Source organism: Rothia sp. P5766, from assembly GCF_048513555.1.
Lineage (GTDB): Bacteria > Actinomycetota > Actinomycetes > Actinomycetales > Micrococcaceae > Rothia.
In genome coordinates this window covers 1-18,436 of the sequence record NZ_JBLXXS010000019.1, presented here as the reverse complement: position 1 = coordinate 18,436, position 18,436 = coordinate 1, and the positions used below count along the sequence as shown (strand labels likewise).

Sequence of the window (18,436 nt, the reverse complement as noted above, 5' to 3'; positions counted from 1 at the left end):
GGAGGCCCCCAGTGCCCCAGAACCTTCAGCAGACCCGACCGGGCATAGGAACCACGGCCCTGGTCTTCATGATTATTGCGGCCTCGGCACCACTGACCGTGCTAGCCGGTGGAGTCCCCACCAACTTTGCTGTTGCAGGTATTCTGGGTGTGCCCCTGGGCTATCTAGCCATCGGGCTCATCATCTTGCTCTTCACCGTAGGCTACGTGGCCATGAGCCGCTCTATTTCCAATGCGGGGGCCTTCTACGCCTACATCACCGAAGGGCTGGGTAACCGCCAGGGAATCGCCGCTGCCATCTTGGCGCTGGTCTCCTATAACCTCATGCAGTGCGGCCTCTACGGGCTCTTTGGCTTCTCCCTGGCCGCCTTTCTCAGCACCCTCTTTGGCATCCACATCTCCTGGTGGGTCGCGGCCCTGCTGGGCTGGGTATGTGTAGGTTTGCTCGGAGTTGCCAGCATTGACCTGTCAGCAAAAATCCTGGGACTATTGGTAGCCCTCGAGTTCCTGGTAGTTATCATCGTCAGCGCCCTCGCCCTCACAGAGCCACCCGAGGGGATCTCTAGCCAGACCATCGAGCCACAGGATTTTTTCACCACCGGCATCGGAGTTCTCTTAGCCTTTAGCATTGCCGCTTTTATGGGCTTTGAATCCGGTGCTATCTATTCAGAAGAGGTCAAAGACCGCAAACGAACTGTTGCTAGAGCAACCTACATTGCAGTGACCCTCATTGCCCTCTTCTACGCTGGCACGGCATGGGCTTTTGCCATGGGAGTAGGGCCAAGCGCCATCATCGCTCAGGCTCAGGAATACGGGCCAGATCTGGTTTTTGTCTGGCTGGCTGAACGCTCACCCGCCCTGGCACACACCGCTAACGCTCTCTTCATCACCAGTCTTTTTGCCGCCCTGCTGGCCTTCCATAATGCTGCTGCCCGCTATTTCTTCTCCCTGGGCAGGTCACGCGTGCTGCCAGGCCTACTAGGGCGGGCGAGCACATCAGGTTCCCCCCTCTACGGGTCAGCTCTACAGACCGTCCTAGCCCTACTGGTCCTGCTGATCTTTGCCGTCCTGGGCCAAAACTCTGAGCACGGGGAGCTCTACCCGGTACTGACCCTCTTTACCTGGTTCACCAACGCGGCAGCCTTTGGGCTGGTCTTTCTACTGACCATCACCTCAGTAGCAGTCATCTGCTGGTTCGCCCGCAATCCAGCCGACCATTCCCTCTGGGTGCGCCTCATAGCCCCCGGAGTCTCGGCGCTGGCCCTTGCGGTAGTTGCCTTCCTCATTCTCTGGAACTTTGACATCATGATCGGCTCCCAAGACGGCTCCCCCCTGGTCTATGTCATGCCAGCAGTCATCATGGGCTCCGGGGTACTGGGTTTGGCCTGGGGCCACTACCTCAAACACCGCAGGCCCGATGTCTACCAGGCCATCCGCCACCTTGACCATCAGGAATCAACAGACCCCGGTAGCCAGCCCTCATGAGGCTCAGGCTACTGAGGTACCACAGAAAGAAGGTCCCCACCATGACCACACAAAAAGTAGCAGTAATTGGAGCTGGCTTCGCCGGCCTAGTGACCGCCCGAGAACTTCAAACCCTGGGCTACCAGGTAGAAGTTTTTGAAGCCCGGAACCGCATCGGGGGCAGAGCCTGGACGGAAAACCGCATGGGTCAAGACCTGGAACTAGGTGCCACCTGGGTCCACTGGATGCAACCCCATATTTGGGCTGAGATTACCCGCTACCAGCAGACCATCTACCCCAGCCCCTCAGACTGCGATGCCTACTGGGTCAGCCAAGGGCAGGTCATTTCAGGTACTGAAAGTCAGATGGATGCCCGCCTTGCTAGGCCACAGGCAAAAATCTTTGAAGGTTCTCGTGACTTCTTCCCCAACCCCCAAGACCCCCTGGCCATCCTGAGGCCCGATTCAAAGGCCTCAGAGCAGTTGCAAGAAGCCTTCCTCAAGGCGGATCAAGACAGTGTTCTTGACCCTCTCGAAGAGGGAGATTTCAGCCAGGAAGAGAAGGATCTGTGTAACGCCTACTGGTCTGCTGGTTACATCGGCAACCCCCACCAGGGGTCATCACTGATGGCTAAGCAGTGGGCGGCTCTGAGCGACCACCGTCTCTCGCTCATGGATGAACAGACCCTCCGTTTTAAACTGACCAATGGTATGCAAGGTATCTACCAGGCTATTGCTCAAGACCTCACCTGCCCTATCCATTTAGAGACCCCGGTCAAAAAGGTGGAGCATAGCGACCAGCAGGTGCGCTTAACCCTAGAAGATGGCCGGCTGGTCGAGGCGGATGCCGTCGTAGTTACCGTCCCGCTGGGGGCGCTAGGCAACCTGACTTTTTCACCTGAGCTACCGGGTAAAATTCCTTCTCTGATCCAGCAGAAGTGGAACTCCACCGGTTGCAAGATTTGGATTAAAATCAAGGGCCATCATAAGATTTTGGGCTACGCCCCTAGCCCCGCAAAGATTAATGTCTTCCGCAGCGAGTTCTTTCTGGACGACGGCACCACCATTTGCGTAGGTTTTGGCTCCGATCACAGCCAGGTAGACCTCAACAGCCTTGAGGATGCCCAAGAAATCCTCAACCAGTGGCGCCCCGACCTTGAAGCTATCGACTGCACTGGTCATGACTGGGTCGATGACCCCTGGAGCGGACAAGCCTGGGCCACCTTGAAGAAGGGGCAATTTACCGATGGCTGGCACCATTTCGAACAGGATATGGGCCGCATCTACTTTGCTGGGTCCGACTATGCTCGCGGCTGGCGAGGTGTGGTAGTAGACGGAGCCATTGAAACCGCCTACCGCACCAGCCGTAAGGTAGCCCACGATCTAGGTTCTGCCGCTCAGGAATCCTAGGATCTAGCGCCAGCTGAAAATATGCACTTAGTGCCTTCCACTAGCGACTGGCCCTATCTGCCTCTGACCGGCAGGTAGGGCTAGTTCTTTTTGTTGGCCTCGTCGATACGCTGGGCCAGGCGTTCTTTTTCCTCAGCTTCTCGGCGTTTGGCTTCGGCTTCACGGCGGGCGCGTGCCTCGGCGTAGAGCTTGGCGGAGGAACGGTTAACACCGGTACCTTGGCCCAAGGAGGGGTCATTGGGTTTTTCCACCAAGATAAGGGTGGCGCACATGACCAGGGTGACCACAAAAACAGCACCGCCGATGGTCAGCGCCAAAACGAACTGAGGCCGGTTGGCCGTACCGCCGGTAGCAAAAATAAAGGTGCAGGCAAAGGCAACAGCTGCTAGTACCGCCGCGATAATGAGCGGGCCGGTCACCTGCGCCTTAAACCCTGACCGGGTTGGTTCACTCTTCTGAGCCACAGACTTCTTCCTCCTGAATTGGTAGTCCCACCAGTCTACGGGGTGGCCAAGGGTTTTATGCGCCCCGCCACCGCTAGGGTCACAGGTAGCCCTGCTAGGGCTCCTGGGGTTTGTTTGCCTGAGCGCGCAGAGTAAGCGCCCCGATCAGCACAAAAACACCTGCTAGCAGGGCACCGCCACCGGCGGTTCCCATAATGGCCTTGTCTCCGATCTCTGAGACCACCGGTAGGGCGGCCGCAGACAGAGTGATGATCAGGCCTTCCAGCTGCCAGTCACGGGCGGCAGGGTTCCACTCTTGAGAGCGCATACCGGCTAGAACTTTAAGAACACCGGTCAGGCCAAGAACCAGGGCCCCTATGAGGGTGAGCCAGAACTCCCCGCGCGGCGCCAGAAGCATCAGAGCGCCACCGGCGGCTTGAACTAAGGCTATTGAAGTAAACCCCTGGGCAGAAACCCTGTCCCCGGCAGGAGCAAGCGCACGCGCCGTCAGGTAGGAGGCTCCCGCATAGCCCAGCAGGTAGAGCGCCAGCATTATAGTAATGACCGTCAGGGTCGGGGCCTGCCAAAAAACGGTAACCAGCCCAAAGACCAGGAAGACCAGGGCCTGAACCAGGGTAGGGCTTGCAAGTGCCCCGGCCAGTAGCCGGTCGGTGGGGTGGAGCTCAGATTTGTTCTTAGGTTCCTCAATCACCCTCTTAGTCTACCGCCCTCCCTCGACCCTGTGGCCTGGAAGATAGCACAGGCTTAGCTACGAAGATATTCCCACCCAGGGGATGAGTAGCTCTCTGGGACTGAGCAGAAGGGCCGACAGGCCAGGGTAAATCTCTGAAGACATCAACAGGCTCTCTTAGACTGAAGGGCGCATCAAGATAAAACGCAGGCGCTCTAGAGCAAGAGCAAGGTCCTGGTCCTTAAGGGCACCAAACCCTAAAACTAGCCCTTGCGAGTGCTCTAACCCCAGGGGAGAGCCAGGGGACAGCTCACTTTCCTGGGACCAGTAGTCGCTCAGAGGGGCCAGAACTACCCCCACCTCACGGGCTCGCTCCAAGGCACAGGTCTCAGTGAGCCCTCCCTGCCCCGGCAGGATCAGCATGGCGTGCAAACCACCTTCCATCAGAACCAACTTCACTCCGGGAATCTGCCCCAGAGCCTCACGAACAAGCTCCCGCCTCCGTCGGTAGACCCTACTCATCCGGGCAGTATGGCTTCGCAGCCCGCCCCGGGCCAGAAAATGAGCTAGAGCATCTTGAACCAGGCAGGGCACGGGGTTACCCAGAGTATCCCGAAGATCCAGTAATTCTTGAGCTAGCTGCGGGGGTGCGAGAAGGTAACCCAGCTTAAGACCGGGAGCTAGCAGCTTAGAAAAGGAACCTAGGGTAAGGACTCGACCCTGCTGGCTCTGCCTACCAGAAACTAGTTGGGAAGATAGCAGGGGGGAACGGTCAAGAGCGGCCAGGGTGGGCAGAGGGTCACCTCGGTAGCGCAGTTCGGAGTCATAATCGTCCTCCACGAGGAGCACTTGCTGCTCCGCAGACCAGGCAAGTAAATCCAGGCGACGACTCACCGGCATGGAGGTGCCCAAGGGGTACTGGTGGTTAGGTGCCAGCAAGACTAGATCCGGGCGATCTTTACCGACAGGTAAGCAGTCCGGAATCAGACCGCAGGAATCAACCGGTATAGGGATGATCTGGTGCCCAAAGGTTTGGGGGATTTTACGCAAGTTAGGGTAACCGGGATTTTCCACTGCTACCCTCAAGGGGCGCTTACGCTGCCGAGCACGCAGAGCCGTAAGAAGCAGGCGAAAACCCTCCCTGGCACCAGCGGTGATCAGTAGCTCCTCTGGGTCCCTGTAGGTGGCCCGTATGAGCCTCAGGTGCTCTGCCAACTCTGAGCGTAGGGCTAGCGACCCAGCCGGGGGGTGGCTGCTCAGAGGGGCTGCCACGGCGGTTCGCCAGGCCGCTCGCCAGCTGGCGCTGGCCAGCAGGGAGGTATCGGGTTGACCGGGCCTCAGGTCAAAAAAGTTGCCCTGAGGGGGGCTTGTTTCTGGTTGCTGGACTTGGACGCTAGCTGGCCCTGGGATGAGGTATTCTTGGCCGGCGCCGGAGGATTGAGCAGGATCTTGGGGCCAGTGAGCCAGTAGTGTGCGTGAGACCCGCGTTCCGCCACGATTACTTGACAGGTACCCCTCACCGGTCAGCTGTTCATAGGCAAAGACCACTGTGCCCCGTGAAACCTCTAACTGGTGAGCTAGCGTCCTGCTAGATGGCAGGTGGTCACCGGCCCTGAGACGGCCAGAGACAATTAGCGCGCGGATCTGCTCAGCAATCTGGGTGTGTAAGGAGAGCCCTGCGCCCCTGCTCAGGCTAAGGGGGAGGTATTTATCCCCTGAGTATTGAGCCACGTAACCCCCTTCTGCCCTTCCCTTCTCTAGTGTATCGGCAGATAGGAACCCTAGGAGATAGCCGCTCAGCGAACCTGGGTAGTAGGTGCTAAAGGGTCAGAAGATGACACTTCCTGGACTCCTTCCCCCTGGGCCCAGTGAGGTGCTGGGGGTCTCTTAAGGGGCCTGCCCTTATTCCCAGGCTGCGGATACGAACTCGGCAGGATTCTGAGCCCCCAGCCCTATTTGCTATATCTGTAAATATGGCTCCTATTAGGCATTACAGATGCAAAGAATAATTTATTATTTGTTGCCAACATCTCACCGAGAGATGTCTATCTCCATCACCCGAACCAGAAGGAGCTGATAGCATAGGCCAAATACCCTAAATCATCCTAAATATCTCTAAGCAGGTAAAGATGTCCTCCCCCACCCCTCATGTTAGCCGCCGGGCCTTGGCCTGGTCCGCACCCATGGTTCTAGCGTCCGCCAGCATCCCGGCCTATGCCGCTTCTACCCGCGAGAAGCAGCCCGCTGTCAGCGGTAACGGTCACGCTTACCACAATTCAGATCAGGACGCTAACTACGACGGCAGTAAGCGCTACTGGCTGACTACCTTCGATGAGCGAAATCCTTACAGCGTAGCTGTTTACTTCACCATTCCTACAGATATCATCACCAACGTAGCGGTGACCTACTGGCTACCAGAAGATAATCTGCAGTTCACTAGCGTAGAGTCCAATGGCTGGGCCACCCCTACCCGCGACTACACCCAGGGTAACGTGGTCACACGTCAAGGTATTACAGAATACGCTTACACCTCCTACTACCAGGGAAGTCTGGCAGCCAGGAAGGGCACCACACCCTTCCCAAGCTACCTCTTTGTTGCAACCGGCCAAGATGATCGTGACTGGAGCACTTTGAGGGTTAAGTACCGTTATAAGTACACCGCCACCGTTAACGGCCAGGAAAGCATGAAATCACCAGATCAGTACTTCTACCGCCCCGAAGCTTAAAAGTTTCCAGGTTTACAGGGAACCCCGCCCAGGCCAGGCACTCCAGTCTCACCCCCAGAGACTAAGTGCCTGGCCTGGAGTTTGAGAGGGGCAGAAAATCCAGGCCTGGGGTAAACCCAGGCCTTAAACTATCTGGTCTAAAAAGAATGTGTTTGTCTGGACCTTTCCCTAGACCAGATCTGGGCGCAGACTGGTCACCATGACTGAAAAAAGAACCGAGACCGCACACACCGGCTCACCCCTTGTTAAGCGCGGCCTGGCCGACATGCTCAAAGGCGGCGTCATCATGGACGTTGTCACCCCCGAACAGGCCAAAATCGCTGAAGATGCTGGCGCTGTTGCCGTCATGGCCCTTGAACGCGTGCCCGCCGACATTCGCGCCCAGGGCGGTGTTGCCCGCATGAGTGACCCCGATATGATTGAGGGCATTATCGATGCTGTCTCAATCCCCGTCATGGCTAAAGCCCGTATCGGGCACTTCGTCGAAGCCCAGATCCTAGAGCACCTCAAGGTCGATTACATTGACGAGTCTGAGGTGCTCTCCCCCGCCGACTACGTCAACCACATTGACAAACACACCTTTAAGGTTCCTTTTGTCTGTGGCGCCACCAACTTGGGCGAGGCGCTGCGCCGCATCACCGAAGGTGCAGCCATGATCCGCTCTAAGGGTGAAGCAGGCACAGGGGATGTCTCCGAAGCCACCAAACACATTCGCACCATCAAGACCCAGATCGCTGAGCTTCAGGCTCTGCAGGCCACGTCCCCCGACTTGCTCTACGTCAAGGCCAAAGAACTGGCCGCACCCTACGAGCTGGTCCTTGAAGTAGCCCGCACCGGCAAGCTCCCCGTAGTCCTCTTTACTGCAGGCGGCGTTGCCACCCCAGCCGATGCTGCCATGATGATGCAACTAGGCGCAGACGGTGTCTTTGTGGGTTCGGGCATCTTCAAATCCGGCAAACCAGAAGCCCGCGCCAAGGCAATCGTGAAAGCCACCGCCTTTTACAATGACCCCGAGCAGGTTACCGCAGCCTCACGTGGCCTAGGTGAAGCCATGGTCGGCATCAACGTTGCCGACCTGCCCGCACCGCACCGCCTGGCAGAACGCGGCTGGTAAGCCTAAGGGGTGGGGTAACTACGCCCCACCCCTAGCATCTATTACTTTGCCGGGGTAGCGAAAGGGAATCCATGACTTTAACCGTTGGTGTTCTGGCCCTCCAGGGCGGAGTGGCCGAGCACGTCAAGCTCCTAGAGACGCTGGGGGTGAACACTCTGCTGGTCAAAAAACCGGAGGAACTGCAAAGGTGCGATGCCCTGGTACTACCCGGTGGGGAATCAACCACTATCGACAGGCTCACCCGTATCTTTGGCCTACGCCAACCCCTCATTGACGCTATCGGCGCTGGCCTGCCCACCCTGGGCACCTGCGCCGGGCTGATCCTTCTGGCCAAAGACCTTGAGGGCACAGCCGCTGACCAGCAAACCCTGGGTCTGCTCGATGTCACCGTTGCCCGTAATGCTTTTGGCTCCCAGATCGATTCGGCGGAAGCTGAGCTTGCCTGGTGCCAGCAAGAAACCCCGCTGAGGGCAGCCTTTATCCGTGCACCTGCGATTACACGAACAGGCCCCGAGGTAGAAGTCCTAGCCACCTACCGCAAGAAAATAGTAGGCGTCCAAGAGGGCAAACTACTGGGCATCTCCTTCCACCCCGAGCTGACCGGGGACACCACTGTCCACCGCCGTTTACTGGAACTTACCACCGCCTAGCCCTTACCGGGGCACTCCCCGGAATAAAAGGGTTGAGGTTCTAGGGGTGTCAAGAGTAGCTAAGGAAAAGGGGAGGGATTTCATTCTGCAGGCCAACTCAGAGGGCTCAAGGCAGTCTAAACTAAAAGCATGAGCTTGCCAGACCCCACAATCCACCGCAGAGCCACCCCTCGCGCTGGCCTAGCGTCCCTCCCGAAGCTCCTACCGGGGCTAGTCCTAGCGGTGGGCCTAGCCCTAGTTGCCTACCTTCTGACCCTTATGCCCGGTCTCAAGCTGGTCAGCACCCTACTTCTGGCCATAGTTCTGGGAATAGCTGCCCGCAATATGGGCCTCTTACCCCAAACTGCTCAGGCTGGCTTGACCTTTGCCTCCAAGAGCCTGTTACGGCTGGGCGTTGTCCTCCTGGGTCTTCGTCTGTCTCTGCCAGATGTATTTTCACTGGGGTTCGGGGCCCTACTGACCATACTTCTGACAGTTGCAGGGACCTACCTGGTGGCTATCATCTTGAGGCGCTACCTTGCTTTGGCCCCCACTACCGCCCTTCTGACCACCACCGGCACTGCAATCTGTGGCGCTTCGGCAATTGCCAGTATCTCGGCGGCCCTACCCCCAAAAGCCCAAAACCCAGACGATGAAACAGTGGATAACGCGGCCCTCACGGCCTTGGCTGTCATTACCCTCTGCGGCACTTTGACTATGTTTGCCTTACCGGCCCTGGTTGGTTTTTTGCCCCTTACACCTCTGCAGGCTGGGGTATGGTTAGGCGTTTCTATTCATGAGGTGGGGCAGGTAGTAGCGGCGGGGGGCTTTATTAGCCCAGAGGTGACCGATATTGCTACGGTAAGCAAGCTGGGCCGGGTAGTTCTTTTGGCCCCTATTGTGGCTATGGTAGGTTATGGCCAGAGTAGGCAGGCCCAGAGGAAGACCTCGCAGGCTAAGAGTCACAGACCACCCCTACTGCCCCTCTTTGTGGTGGGGTTTATCATGGCTATCGTACTCAGGTCAGTGCTGGCTTGGAGCGGCTTAGATCAGCCCCTTGGCCCGCTCCTGGCTGGACTCAATACCTTCACCACTTTTATTTTGGCAGTAGCCATGGCCGCTCTGGGCACGGCAGTCAATCTCAAATCCACCCTCTCCGCTGGTGGTCCGGCTCTCCTCTTTGGCCTCATCCTCTCTGGGGCAACTGCCTCCATAGCCCTTGGGCTTACTCTCTGCTTGGTCTAACCCTCGGAATAGCCACCCGGTATCTACCCACCACTCACTCTCAGCTCTTGCACCGGCAGTTGGCCCGCAGCGAAGATGCAGGTATGACCCGGACTGGGTGTGGCTGGTGTTCTTGTCGCGCTCTTCTTGAGCAACTGCACCATCTTGGCATTCCTTGCCTAAAGTAGTTGTGCACTTGCTAGGCCCCAGCCGTCCACCAAACGCAAAAATTCTTTTATTCCACGCAGTTCAGCTTAAGAAGTCTCTAGAAGGTACCCAGACCGGTAGCCTCCTGAAAGCGATAAACCAGCTTGTGCAAGGCAGAGCGCAAGGCCCCAGGCTCCTCACGCCCTTCATAGGGCAGACTCAAGAGAGCTGGCCTGCCAGCAACCGGCTCATTCCTCCACATCAGTGACCAATAGGCAGTAAACTCCTGAGCCAAATGGGCATCGATAGGTGCCACCAACCTCAGGTCAGTCTCCAGGTTGTAATTACAAATATTTCGGCGGGTAAAATTACCCGATCCAGCCAGCAGCTCGAAGATACCGCCGCCCTCCCCCTTTCGGTAGGTCGCTAAGTACTTAGGGTGAAACTGCTCCCCACTGGTGGCATACCACCGCACCTGCACCCCAGCGCCTTGCAGTTCGCGGGCTACAGGCAGGGCCGGCAGCCCCGTCTTCTTACGCCCAAAAGCATCAAGGTTCAGATCAAGCAGGGCCTGCACCTGAACTCCGCGCTGAGCGGCAGCTTTGAGCTCCCGCACCACTGATCTCTCAGCCAGATAAAACATTCCCAGACAAATCTCTCCACCGGGCTCTACTGCTCGCACCATCTGGCAGGCTACCCGCCGGATAGCTCCTTCGGTGACCAGTTGAACTCTCACCGGCTCATGGTCTTCTGAGCTTTGGCCGCTCCTGTCGCGCAGGCCTTGGGTGAGCACCTGCTCGAACCTGTCAAAGACCTCACCCTGCCCACCCGAGAGGGTATAAATAGCGCGTTCACTGGCTAAAATATCGGCCAGAACGGGGCCCGTCACCAGCAAACCTAGGTTAGAGTTAGGGGCCGAAGCGTCATGGGGATTAGCTGAGCTGACAAGGGCCTCTCGCTCACTAAGCGCCAGCTTGCGGTGATTGGCTTTGAAATTGAAGAGACGAGCATAGGCGTTAGGGCTCACCCTAGGACGCCCAGGAGCCAGGACGTTAGGCAACCCTGCAGGAAGTTCGGGCAGACGGGCCAGGAAGGTGCGATAGAAAGCCGAGTAGATCGGGTTGGAGTCAGCCAGAGCATCTAGATCGGTCATCACCACCTGCACCCCAGCATCAGCTAGCTGCTCCAGGTGAGGTAGGGAGTAGCTACCGTAGAAAGTATTAATGGGGTCGGTAATAAAAATGATAGGCAGTTCAGGTGCCTGTGCCCGCTTGTTAACCAGGGCCCTAGTCACCCGCTCAGCAAGCCGCGGGTAGCCACCCTCTGGCCCACGGGTACGGTCGTAGTCAGAGTTGAAGAGGAAGAGGTCTAAGACCAGGAAGTCTTGGGCACGCTCGATCAGGCCCTCAAGGGCGGCAAAGATGGACTGCTCCGAAACAGTAGTACCCTCTTGCTGGTAGGTCAGGTCAGCCAAAAGCTGGGTGTAACCCGAGGGATGACTCCGACCCTCCAAGCTGAGCCCTTTAGCTAAAGGTTTACGGGCTTGCCGGTAGCCGGTGAGAGCGGTAGTGACGCAAGCGCCTGCGACAAGGGTGGTGGTTGCGGTGAGGGCGTAGCGGGTGAATGTGCTCATAGTTCTAATCTACCGGGTCTCCGCTAGCGGGTAACCGGCCAGCCTGTTGGCTGAAACTCAAAGGCGCACCAGCCAAGCTGGCTAGGGCTAACGTGAATTCCCGTGCGGGCGCTAACGAGCCAGGCAAGAAACAGGCTTGCCAGTACTCTACCTACCCAGCGAAAAGGAAGACTTCAGGGGCGGGCATTTGAGGTAGCGGTTGCAGTCTTGAGCACCCCTGGCTCACAGAAACTGTCCTATATCACACCCCAGCCCCTTGCTGATTTCCCTCACAGGCGTAAACTTTCCACCTGTAAGAAAAATACCGTGGAGAGAACCCCGTGCCCCAAGCCCCCCGCCCCGCCCGTAGTCGCACAGCCCTTGTCGAGGCCACCATCAAGGCCCTGAACACCCCAGAACCAGCAAGCCTTAATATCACCGACCTGGTCAAGGCCGCAGGAGTCAGCCGCCCCACCTTCTACCAATACTTCTCAGACATCAACACGCTCATTCACACTGCCGCGCTGGAAAAGCTAGATACCGCCCTCAACTCGCTCCCCGAGGCAGACCCCACCGACCCAAGCACCCTCATCACAAGCGCAGCTAGCACCAGCCTGCTCACCGCACTCCAAGCAGATGCAGTCTTCTTCCGCAATGTCTTAGACACCTCCGGCAACTCATCTCTGGTCGAAGAGCTCGTTACCTTCCTGACCCATAGACTCCTGCTCCGAGGCTCTGCTACCGAACAACCCAAGACCACAAATAGGCCTCTCACCAGTGACTACGCCCAGTTTATCGCCGCCGGGGCCGCCTGGTTAACAGTGCGCTGGCTCAGAACAGACTTCACCGGCCCCAACACCGCCCAGGCCATGGGCCAGCGCCTGTCCACCATGATCCAAGCGGCTACCAGCTAACCCCCCTTAGTTTTCCCCTCTCCCCAACCTTAAAAAGAAAGTAGGTGAACCCAGTGCCTTCAACACGAACCAAACACCCCGCCCTAAAGCGCACATCAGGCCCCATGAAATACCTGGTACTCCTGGCAGTTATTATTATTCCTTCCATCTACGCAGGTATTCTCACCTGGGCTAACTACGACCCCACCGGTACCATCGATGCCGTACCGGCCGCTATCGTCAATCAGGACAAGGCTGCCACCACACGCACAGGCCAAGAACTGACCCTCGGTGACGACCTCACCCAAGAACTACTTACTAAGGACAGCACCAGTAATTTTGACTGGTCAGTCATGGATGCTGACCAAGCACGGAGCGAGCTCGAAAACGGTCGGGTTCAGGCAGTTTTGACCATTCCAGCTGACTTCTCAGCCAACGTCTCATCCCTGTCCGAAAACTCTTCAGATGCAGCCCGCAAAGCCAAACTAGATATTGCCACCAACGACGGCTCTAACATCATCTCCGGCAATATCGCTAGCTCACTTGGGACAGCAGTTACCGACGCACTGGCCCATAAGGTATCCACAGAATACTTGAGCAAGATTTACGCGGGCTTCACCAATATCCACGACTCCCTGGGGGAAGCTTCCGACGGTGCCCAAAAACTGGCAGACGGCTCAAGCTCAGCAGCCCAAGGCAGTAAGGAGCTAGTCGTAGGGCTCACCGACCTAAAATCAGGAACAGACTCACTAGCCAGCGGGACCTCATCCCTAGCTCAGGGCGCCAGCAAGGTTGACCAAGGCGCATCATCCCTCTCCCAAGGCGCATCATCCCTAGCTAACGGCGCCAGCAAGGTTGACCAAGGAGCATCATCCCTCTCCCAAGGCGCATCATCCCTAGCTCAGGGCACCAGCAAGGTTGACCAAGGAGCATCATCCCTCTCCCAAGGCGCATCATCCCTAGCTCAGGGCACCAGCAAGGTTGACCAAGGAGCATCATCCCTCTCCCAAGGCGCATCATCCCTAGCTAACGGCACCAGCAAGGTTGACCAAGGAGCATCCACCCTGGCGCAGGGCACCAGCCAGGTTAACGAGGGAGCATCATCCCTAGCCAAGGGTGCAGACCGGGTCAATGGTGGGGCATCTTCCCTGGCAACCGGTGCGGACCAGGTCAAGGCAGGGGCTTCTAGCCTCTCTAAGGGCCTGACCCAACTCAACGAGAGTGTAGCCACCCTACCCGAAAAACTTCCCGCCCTGACCGATGCCACCGGTTCACTTACAACAGGCGCCTCCAACCTAGCTGCTGGGGCACAAGAGCTCAAAGAAGCTACTAATCAGGTGAGCTCTGGGGCTGAAGCGCTCTCCCAAGGAGCAGATAAAGCCCTGGGCGGGGCACAAGACCTGGCCACCGGAGCTACCAACCTAGCCGGCGCTACCGACGAGCTCACCACCGGAGCCACCACCCTAGCTACGGGCACCCAATCCCTACTAGATAATTGGGACAAGCTCACAGACGAACAGAAGCGAGCTGCCCTCCAAGAGCTCAACACCGGGGCCGGTAAACTCTCAGCAGGAACTAAGGCGCTGGATTCCGGGGCAAACACCCTAGCTGCGGGCACCCAGGCACTGGTCGGCGATGAAAACAGCGGGCTAACCAAACTAGCCGGTGGAGCAAATAGCTTAAAAACCGGAGCTAGCCAAACCGCTACCGGAGCCACCACCCTAGCAGAGGGTGCCAGCGCTCTCTCACAGGGTGCCCAGGAGCTAGATAGCTCAGTCGGAGCCCTCAGCAAAAATCTCGGAGCTCTAGCCGGTGCAGTATCCCAGGCTAATGACGGGGCAGCCGCACTGGCAGATGGCACCTCATCACTTGCTACCGGTGCCCATAACCTCCATGACGGGACCTCATCACTTGCTACCGGAGCCACCAGCTTGGCAGATGGCACCTCCTCCTTAGAGGCTGGCGCATCCACCCTGGCGCAAGGCACGTCCTCACTCAACCAGGGAGCCAACCAGCTCAAAGACGGCACCTTCACCCTGGCGCAAGGCACGTCCTCACTCAACCAGGGAGCCAACCAGCTCAAAGACGGCACCTTCACCCTGGCGCAGGGTACATCCTCACTCAACCAGGGAGCCAACCAGCTCAAAGACGGCACCTTCACCCTGGCGCAGGGTACATCCTCACTCAACCAGGGAGCCAACCAGCTCAAAGACGGCACCTTCACCCTGGCGCAAGGCACGTCCTCACTCAACCAGGGAGCCAACCAGCTCAACGACGGGGCCGCTGACCTTGATGCAGGGGCCGGTAAGGCCGTAGACGGAGCCAGCCAGCTTTCACAAGGTCTCGGAGAACTCAAGAAGGGAAGTTCTACCCTCTCCACCTCGCTCAGTGACGCGGTGGACAAGGTACCTAGCTATACTGACGGGCAAGCTGAGGATCTGAGCGCAGTGACCAGCGACCCCGTAGCCATTGACAAAACCCGCATCAACGAGGTCTCCACCTACGGACACGGCCTAGCCCCCTATTTCATGACTCTTGGTCTATGGGTAGGTGCCATTGCTTACTTCATGATGTACCCAGCTATCTCAGCTAAGTTCGCTCGACGTGGACATTCCGGCCTGGCAACCCTCCGAGGAGCCATGGTGCCGGTTATCCTCATGGGTATCGTCCAGGGGTCAGTGATGACTATCATCATTCACAGCCTGGTAGATATTAAGACAGCTAACTTCTGGGGCCTGATGGGTTTTGCGGTGCTGACCTCCATCACCTTCCTGGCTATCAACCAGGCACTCATTGCCCTGCTCGATGCACCGGGTCGCTTTATCTCGCTCATGCTGACAGTTATTCAGATTGGCGCAGCAGGCGGCACCTACCCGATTGAAACAGCCCCGGGCTTCTTGCAGGCCCTGCACCCCTGGCTACCGCTCACCCACGCCCTGGAAGCCTTCCGCTCACTCATTGCTGGTGGTTCAATTGGAATCTCTACCGGCCTTGCCTGGCTGGCAGGCTGGTTCATCCTGGCTCTTAGCGGTACCGCAGCTAGCATCTGGATTCGCCACCGCCGGGAAGACCGCAGGGAAGCAGAACGTGCCCGCAAGAACGCCCCTGCACCGGAACTCGCGGGGGCTGCGGGCTAAGTCAATAGCACCCAACCTAAATACCCGGTGCCGCGCCCGGCCCAGCACCCTTAACGCCAGCCCCCCCAATCCAGCTGGCTGGCACGGCACCGGTTGAGAATCAGGTAGGAGTACGGGAACATGCTGGGGGAAATGCCACTTCCTAGTGACCTGCTCCTAACTGGCCGCTCAGCCGGTCCTGGAAGTCCTGGCTGGCAGGGTTCAAACCCTGAATCTGCACGGTTTTACCCAGTCGCTCATACTTGGCTGTAATACTGTCCAGGGCGCTTACCGTGGAGGCATCCCAAATGTGGGAGCCACTCAAATCAATGACCACGGTCTGCGGGTCCTGCGCGTACTGGAACTGGTAGTAGAGGTCATTCGAGGAGGCAAAAAACAGCGCCCCTTCCACCCGGTAGGTCACGGCCTCCACCCCGTCCAGGGGTGCCACCTGCCGGTCTACCGTCACCAGGTGAGAAACCCTGCGCGCAAAGAGAACCGTAGCGGTCAGCACGCCCAGCACCACACCGATTGCCAGGTTGTGGGTAGCCACTGTGGTAGCCACCGTCACCAGCATGACTACCAGCTCACTCTTGGGCATGATTCGCAGGGTACGCGGGGTGATGCTGTGCCAATCAAAGGTCGCAATCGACACAAAAATCATGACAGCTACCAGTGCGGCCATAGGGATCAGCGCCACCACATCACCCAGCAGGAGCACCAGCGCTAGCAAGAAAACACCGGCCAGGAAAGTAGAAATACGGGTGCGGGCACCCGAGGCCTTGACGTTGATCATGGTCTGCCCAATCATGGCGCAGCCGCCCATACCGCCGGTCAAGCCCGTGACGATATTGGCTACACCTTGGGCCCAAGATTCGCGGGTCTTGTTGGAAGGGGTATCGGTAATATCGTCCACCAGCTTAGCTGTCATCAGCGACTCCAAGATACCCACGATAGCCATAGCCAGGGCGTAGGGGGCCATGATGCTGAAAGTTTCCACGTTGAGGGGAACCTGGGGGATAAAGAGCGTGGGCAGGGCTTGTGGCATCTCGCCCTTATCGCCCACAGTAGGCACCTTAATTCCAGCTACTACGGTAATAGCGGTAATGAGGACGATAGCGACCAGGGGCGCAGGGACAGCCTGGGTGAGGCGGGGAAGCCCGAACACCAGCAGAAGACCCAGGGCAACCAGAGGATAAACCGCCCAGGGAACACCCAAAAGTTCGGGAACCTGAGACATGAAGATGAGGATAGCCAGGGCGTTCACAAAACCGACCATGACCTGCCGGGGAATAAAGCGCATGAGCTTAGCAATACCCGCCACAGCCAAAAGAACCTGGAAAAATCCGGCCAGGATAACGGTGGCAATAAAGTAGTCGGTGCCGTGACTGGCAACCAGCGGGGCGATCACCAGTGCGATAGCGCCAGTGGCTGCTGAAATCATGGCTGGTCGCCCGCCGAGCAGTGCAGTTGTGACTGCCATGGTGAAGGAGGCAAAAAGCCCTAGCCTGGGGTCTACCCCGGCAATGATAGAGAAAGCAATGGCTTCTGGGATGAGGGCTAGGGCAACGACAAGCCCGGCGAGGACTTCGGTTTTGAGTAGCTTGGGGGAAGTAAGGGTCTTTCGAACTGATTGCCGGTCGAGGGCAGAAAGTGCGGTGTCAGCCACGGGGCTCCTTGAGGTAGATTTAGCTAGTTCTAGCCTAGACCACAGACGGAAACCCGGCACCCGCCCCACTAAATACTGGGCTGGAGCTACCCCAGCCGGCAAGGTCTGGGACCTATCCTCAAGACCATTAAAAGATAGACCCCAAAACTTGTAGGATAGAGAGGTGCCAGCGCCCCCCTACAGACCACATAAACGGGCCTGTGGCTATCAGCCTCACCGCCCGCCAGCAAAAAAGAAAGAGCACCCTTGGGCTTCTTTGATAGCGTCCAGCCAGCACCTGCTACCCCTGCACCGCTCACAAGCACTCGACTGGGGCAAGCACTGCGGCGTCTTGAAATCCCCCACGAGCTTGAAGCGGACGGCACCCCCATCACCTACTACCCTGCCGGCTATCTGCTCTACCTGCTCACCCCTGACCGGCTGACGGTACGTACCACCTGGCGGCAGTCCTTACCCACCAGCTCCCTACCCCACCTGAGCATGTTTGCCCACCAATGGAACCAGCACCGCCCCTATCCCACTGCTTACCCGGCCATTCTGGGTGAAGACGGCCAGGACTTCGCGCTCCTGCCAGCGGACTTCACCCTGCCCGTCACCGCCGGGGCCACCGATGAGCAGATCGACCTCTACCTGCGTGAAGCTAGCCGCTCGGCCCAGGAGTTCCTGACCGAAGTAGAAGGCGCCTTTGCACCCATAACGGAAGGGGAATAAAAGCATGTCACAGCGCTTTAAAGTGGATTTGGGCGGCCTGGTTGAACTGCTCTCCAAAAACCTTTATTCAGGCCCACAGGTCTACCTACGCGAGGCAATCCAGAACGGTGTCGATGCCATTACCGCCCGCCGCGAGACTGACCCCGATGCCCCCGCCCGGGTGCTTCTAGAACCCTGGGAAGAGGGCACAGGTATCACCATCACCGACACCGGGATTGGGCTGACCGCGGAACAGGCCGAAGAATTTTTAGCAACTATTGGGCGCACATCCAAGCGTGACGACGTCTTTAACGAAGGCCGAGCCGAGTACCTAGGCCAGTTCGGTATTGGTTTACTGGCCTGCTTCTTGATTGCTGACACGGTTGATATCACCTCACGTTCTGCCACCGCTGGGCAGGCCCCGGTCCGCTGGCTGGGCCACGCCGACGGCACCTTTGAGGTTACCGAGCTAGCGCCGGAGCAGGCCCCCGAAGTGGGCACCCTTATCCGCCTGAAAGCCCGCCGCGATGCCGCCCACTGGGTTGCTCAAGAAACTGTGCTAACCCTGGCAACCGACTACGCCGACATGCTCCCCATCGACGTATCCGTG

The 18,436-nt window shown here is 58.0% G+C and carries 15 protein-coding genes; 10 read left to right on the top strand and 5 right to left on the bottom strand.

Translation table 11 applies throughout. The features are described 5' to 3' along the window. Positions 1–11: 11 nt before the first annotated feature. Complete coding sequence (locus ACN08V_RS09650) at positions 12–1,484, top strand: APC family permease (protein ID WP_419098872.1); 1,473 nt, start codon at positions 12–14, stop codon at positions 1,482–1,484. Between the two features lie 41 nt (positions 1,485–1,525). Continuing rightward, entirely contained in the window at positions 1,526–2,872 is a 1,347-nt protein-coding gene (locus tag ACN08V_RS09645; RefSeq protein ID WP_419098871.1) for a flavin monoamine oxidase family protein, read from the top strand. Between the two features lie 80 nt (positions 2,873–2,952). Here the strand turns inward: ACN08V_RS09645 and ACN08V_RS09640 are convergent, their stop codons facing one another. The 3 genes from ACN08V_RS09640 to ACN08V_RS09630 all read right to left on the bottom strand — a co-directional run bounded on the left by ACN08V_RS09640 (position 2,953) and on the right by ACN08V_RS09630 (position 5,737). Beyond that, on the bottom strand, positions 2,953–3,336 hold the full coding sequence (locus ACN08V_RS09640; protein ID WP_419098870.1) for a hypothetical protein: 384 nt from the start codon (positions 3,334–3,336) through the stop codon (positions 2,953–2,955). A gap of 94 nt (positions 3,337–3,430) precedes the next feature. Continuing rightward, the gene (locus ACN08V_RS09635; protein ID WP_419105395.1) at positions 3,431–4,027 is read right to left on the bottom strand and encodes a hypothetical protein; all 597 of its coding nucleotides are present in this window, start codon (positions 4,025–4,027) and stop codon (positions 3,431–3,433) included. Between the two features lie 156 nt (positions 4,028–4,183). Then, a complete protein-coding gene (locus ACN08V_RS09630; protein WP_419105394.1) occupies positions 4,184–5,737 on the bottom strand; it encodes a PLP-dependent aminotransferase family protein in 1,554 nt (517 codons plus the stop codon). Positions 5,738–6,135: 398 nt separating this feature from the next. On the opposite strand from ACN08V_RS09630, the gene ACN08V_RS09625 reads away from it, so the two are divergent. The 4 genes from ACN08V_RS09625 to ACN08V_RS09610 all read left to right on the top strand — a co-directional run bounded on the left by ACN08V_RS09625 (position 6,136) and on the right by ACN08V_RS09610 (position 9,720). Further along, positions 6,136–6,732: a hypothetical protein gene (locus ACN08V_RS09625; protein WP_419098867.1), complete on the top strand. Its 597-nt coding sequence runs from the start codon at positions 6,136–6,138 to the stop codon at positions 6,730–6,732. Between the two features lie 199 nt (positions 6,733–6,931). Then, positions 6,932–7,846 carry a pyridoxal 5'-phosphate synthase lyase subunit PdxS gene (gene pdxS / locus ACN08V_RS09620; protein ID WP_419105393.1) on the top strand — a complete coding sequence of 305 codons (915 nt, stop codon included), beginning with the start codon at positions 6,932–6,934 and terminating at the stop codon, positions 7,844–7,846. 71 nt (positions 7,847–7,917) lie between these two features. Beyond that, positions 7,918–8,496 (top strand): pyridoxal 5'-phosphate synthase glutaminase subunit PdxT, encoded by a 579-nt coding sequence (gene pdxT, locus ACN08V_RS09615; RefSeq protein ID WP_419105392.1) that lies wholly within the window; start codon positions 7,918–7,920, stop codon positions 8,494–8,496. A gap of 129 nt (positions 8,497–8,625) precedes the next feature. After that, positions 8,626–9,720, top strand: a complete 1,095-nt coding sequence (locus tag ACN08V_RS09610; RefSeq protein ID WP_419105391.1) for a YeiH family protein — start codon at positions 8,626–8,628, stop codon at positions 9,718–9,720. Positions 9,721–9,964: 244 nt separating this feature from the next. Here ACN08V_RS09610 and ACN08V_RS09605 read toward each other — a convergent pair whose 3' ends face one another. Further along, positions 9,965–11,479, bottom strand: a complete 1,515-nt coding sequence (locus ACN08V_RS09605) for a phospholipase D-like domain-containing protein (RefSeq protein ID WP_419105390.1) — start codon at positions 11,477–11,479, stop codon at positions 9,965–9,967. 320 nt (positions 11,480–11,799) lie between these two features. On the opposite strand from ACN08V_RS09605, the gene ACN08V_RS09600 reads away from it, so the two are divergent. Both ACN08V_RS09600 and ACN08V_RS09595 read left to right on the top strand, forming a co-directional pair. Continuing rightward, a complete protein-coding gene (locus tag ACN08V_RS09600) occupies positions 11,800–12,372 on the top strand; it encodes a TetR/AcrR family transcriptional regulator (protein ID WP_419105389.1) in 573 nt (190 codons plus the stop codon). Positions 12,373–12,425: 53 nt separating this feature from the next. Further along, on the top strand, positions 12,426–15,488 hold the full coding sequence (locus ACN08V_RS09595; protein ID WP_419105388.1) for a YhgE/Pip family protein: 3,063 nt from the start codon (positions 12,426–12,428) through the stop codon (positions 15,486–15,488). A gap of 142 nt (positions 15,489–15,630) precedes the next feature. Here the strand turns inward: ACN08V_RS09595 and ACN08V_RS09590 are convergent, their stop codons facing one another. Next, positions 15,631–17,136, bottom strand: coding sequence for a SulP family inorganic anion transporter (locus tag ACN08V_RS09590; protein ID WP_419105387.1), 1,506 nt, complete (start codon positions 17,134–17,136; stop codon positions 15,631–15,633). Positions 17,137–17,382: 246 nt separating this feature from the next. On the opposite strand from ACN08V_RS09590, the gene ACN08V_RS09585 reads away from it, so the two are divergent. Continuing rightward, the gene (locus ACN08V_RS09585; protein ID WP_419098855.1) at positions 17,383–17,847 is read left to right on the top strand and encodes a YbjN domain-containing protein; all 465 of its coding nucleotides are present in this window, start codon (positions 17,383–17,385) and stop codon (positions 17,845–17,847) included. A gap of 4 nt (positions 17,848–17,851) precedes the next feature. Next, on the top strand, positions 17,852–18,436 hold a 585-nt coding region (locus ACN08V_RS09580), incomplete at its 3' end, for an ATP-binding protein (RefSeq protein ID WP_419105386.1).

Coding starts and splice junctions, on each gene's coding strand:
- ACN08V_RS09645 (WP_419098871.1), top strand. CDS start 1,526: ATGACCACACAAAAAGTAGCAGTAATTGGAGCTGGCTTCGCCGGCCTA.
- ACN08V_RS09625 (WP_419098867.1), top strand. CDS start 6,136: ATGTCCTCCCCCACCCCTCATGTTAGCCGCCGGGCCTTGGCCTGGTCC.
- pdxS (WP_419105393.1), top strand. CDS start 6,932: ATGACTGAAAAAAGAACCGAGACCGCACACACCGGCTCACCCCTTGTT.
- pdxT (WP_419105392.1), top strand. CDS start 7,918: ATGACTTTAACCGTTGGTGTTCTGGCCCTCCAGGGCGGAGTGGCCGAG.
- ACN08V_RS09610 (WP_419105391.1), top strand. CDS start 8,626: ATGAGCTTGCCAGACCCCACAATCCACCGCAGAGCCACCCCTCGCGCT.
- ACN08V_RS09605 (WP_419105390.1), bottom strand. CDS start 11,479: ATGAGCACATTCACCCGCTACGCCCTCACCGCAACCACCACCCTTGTC.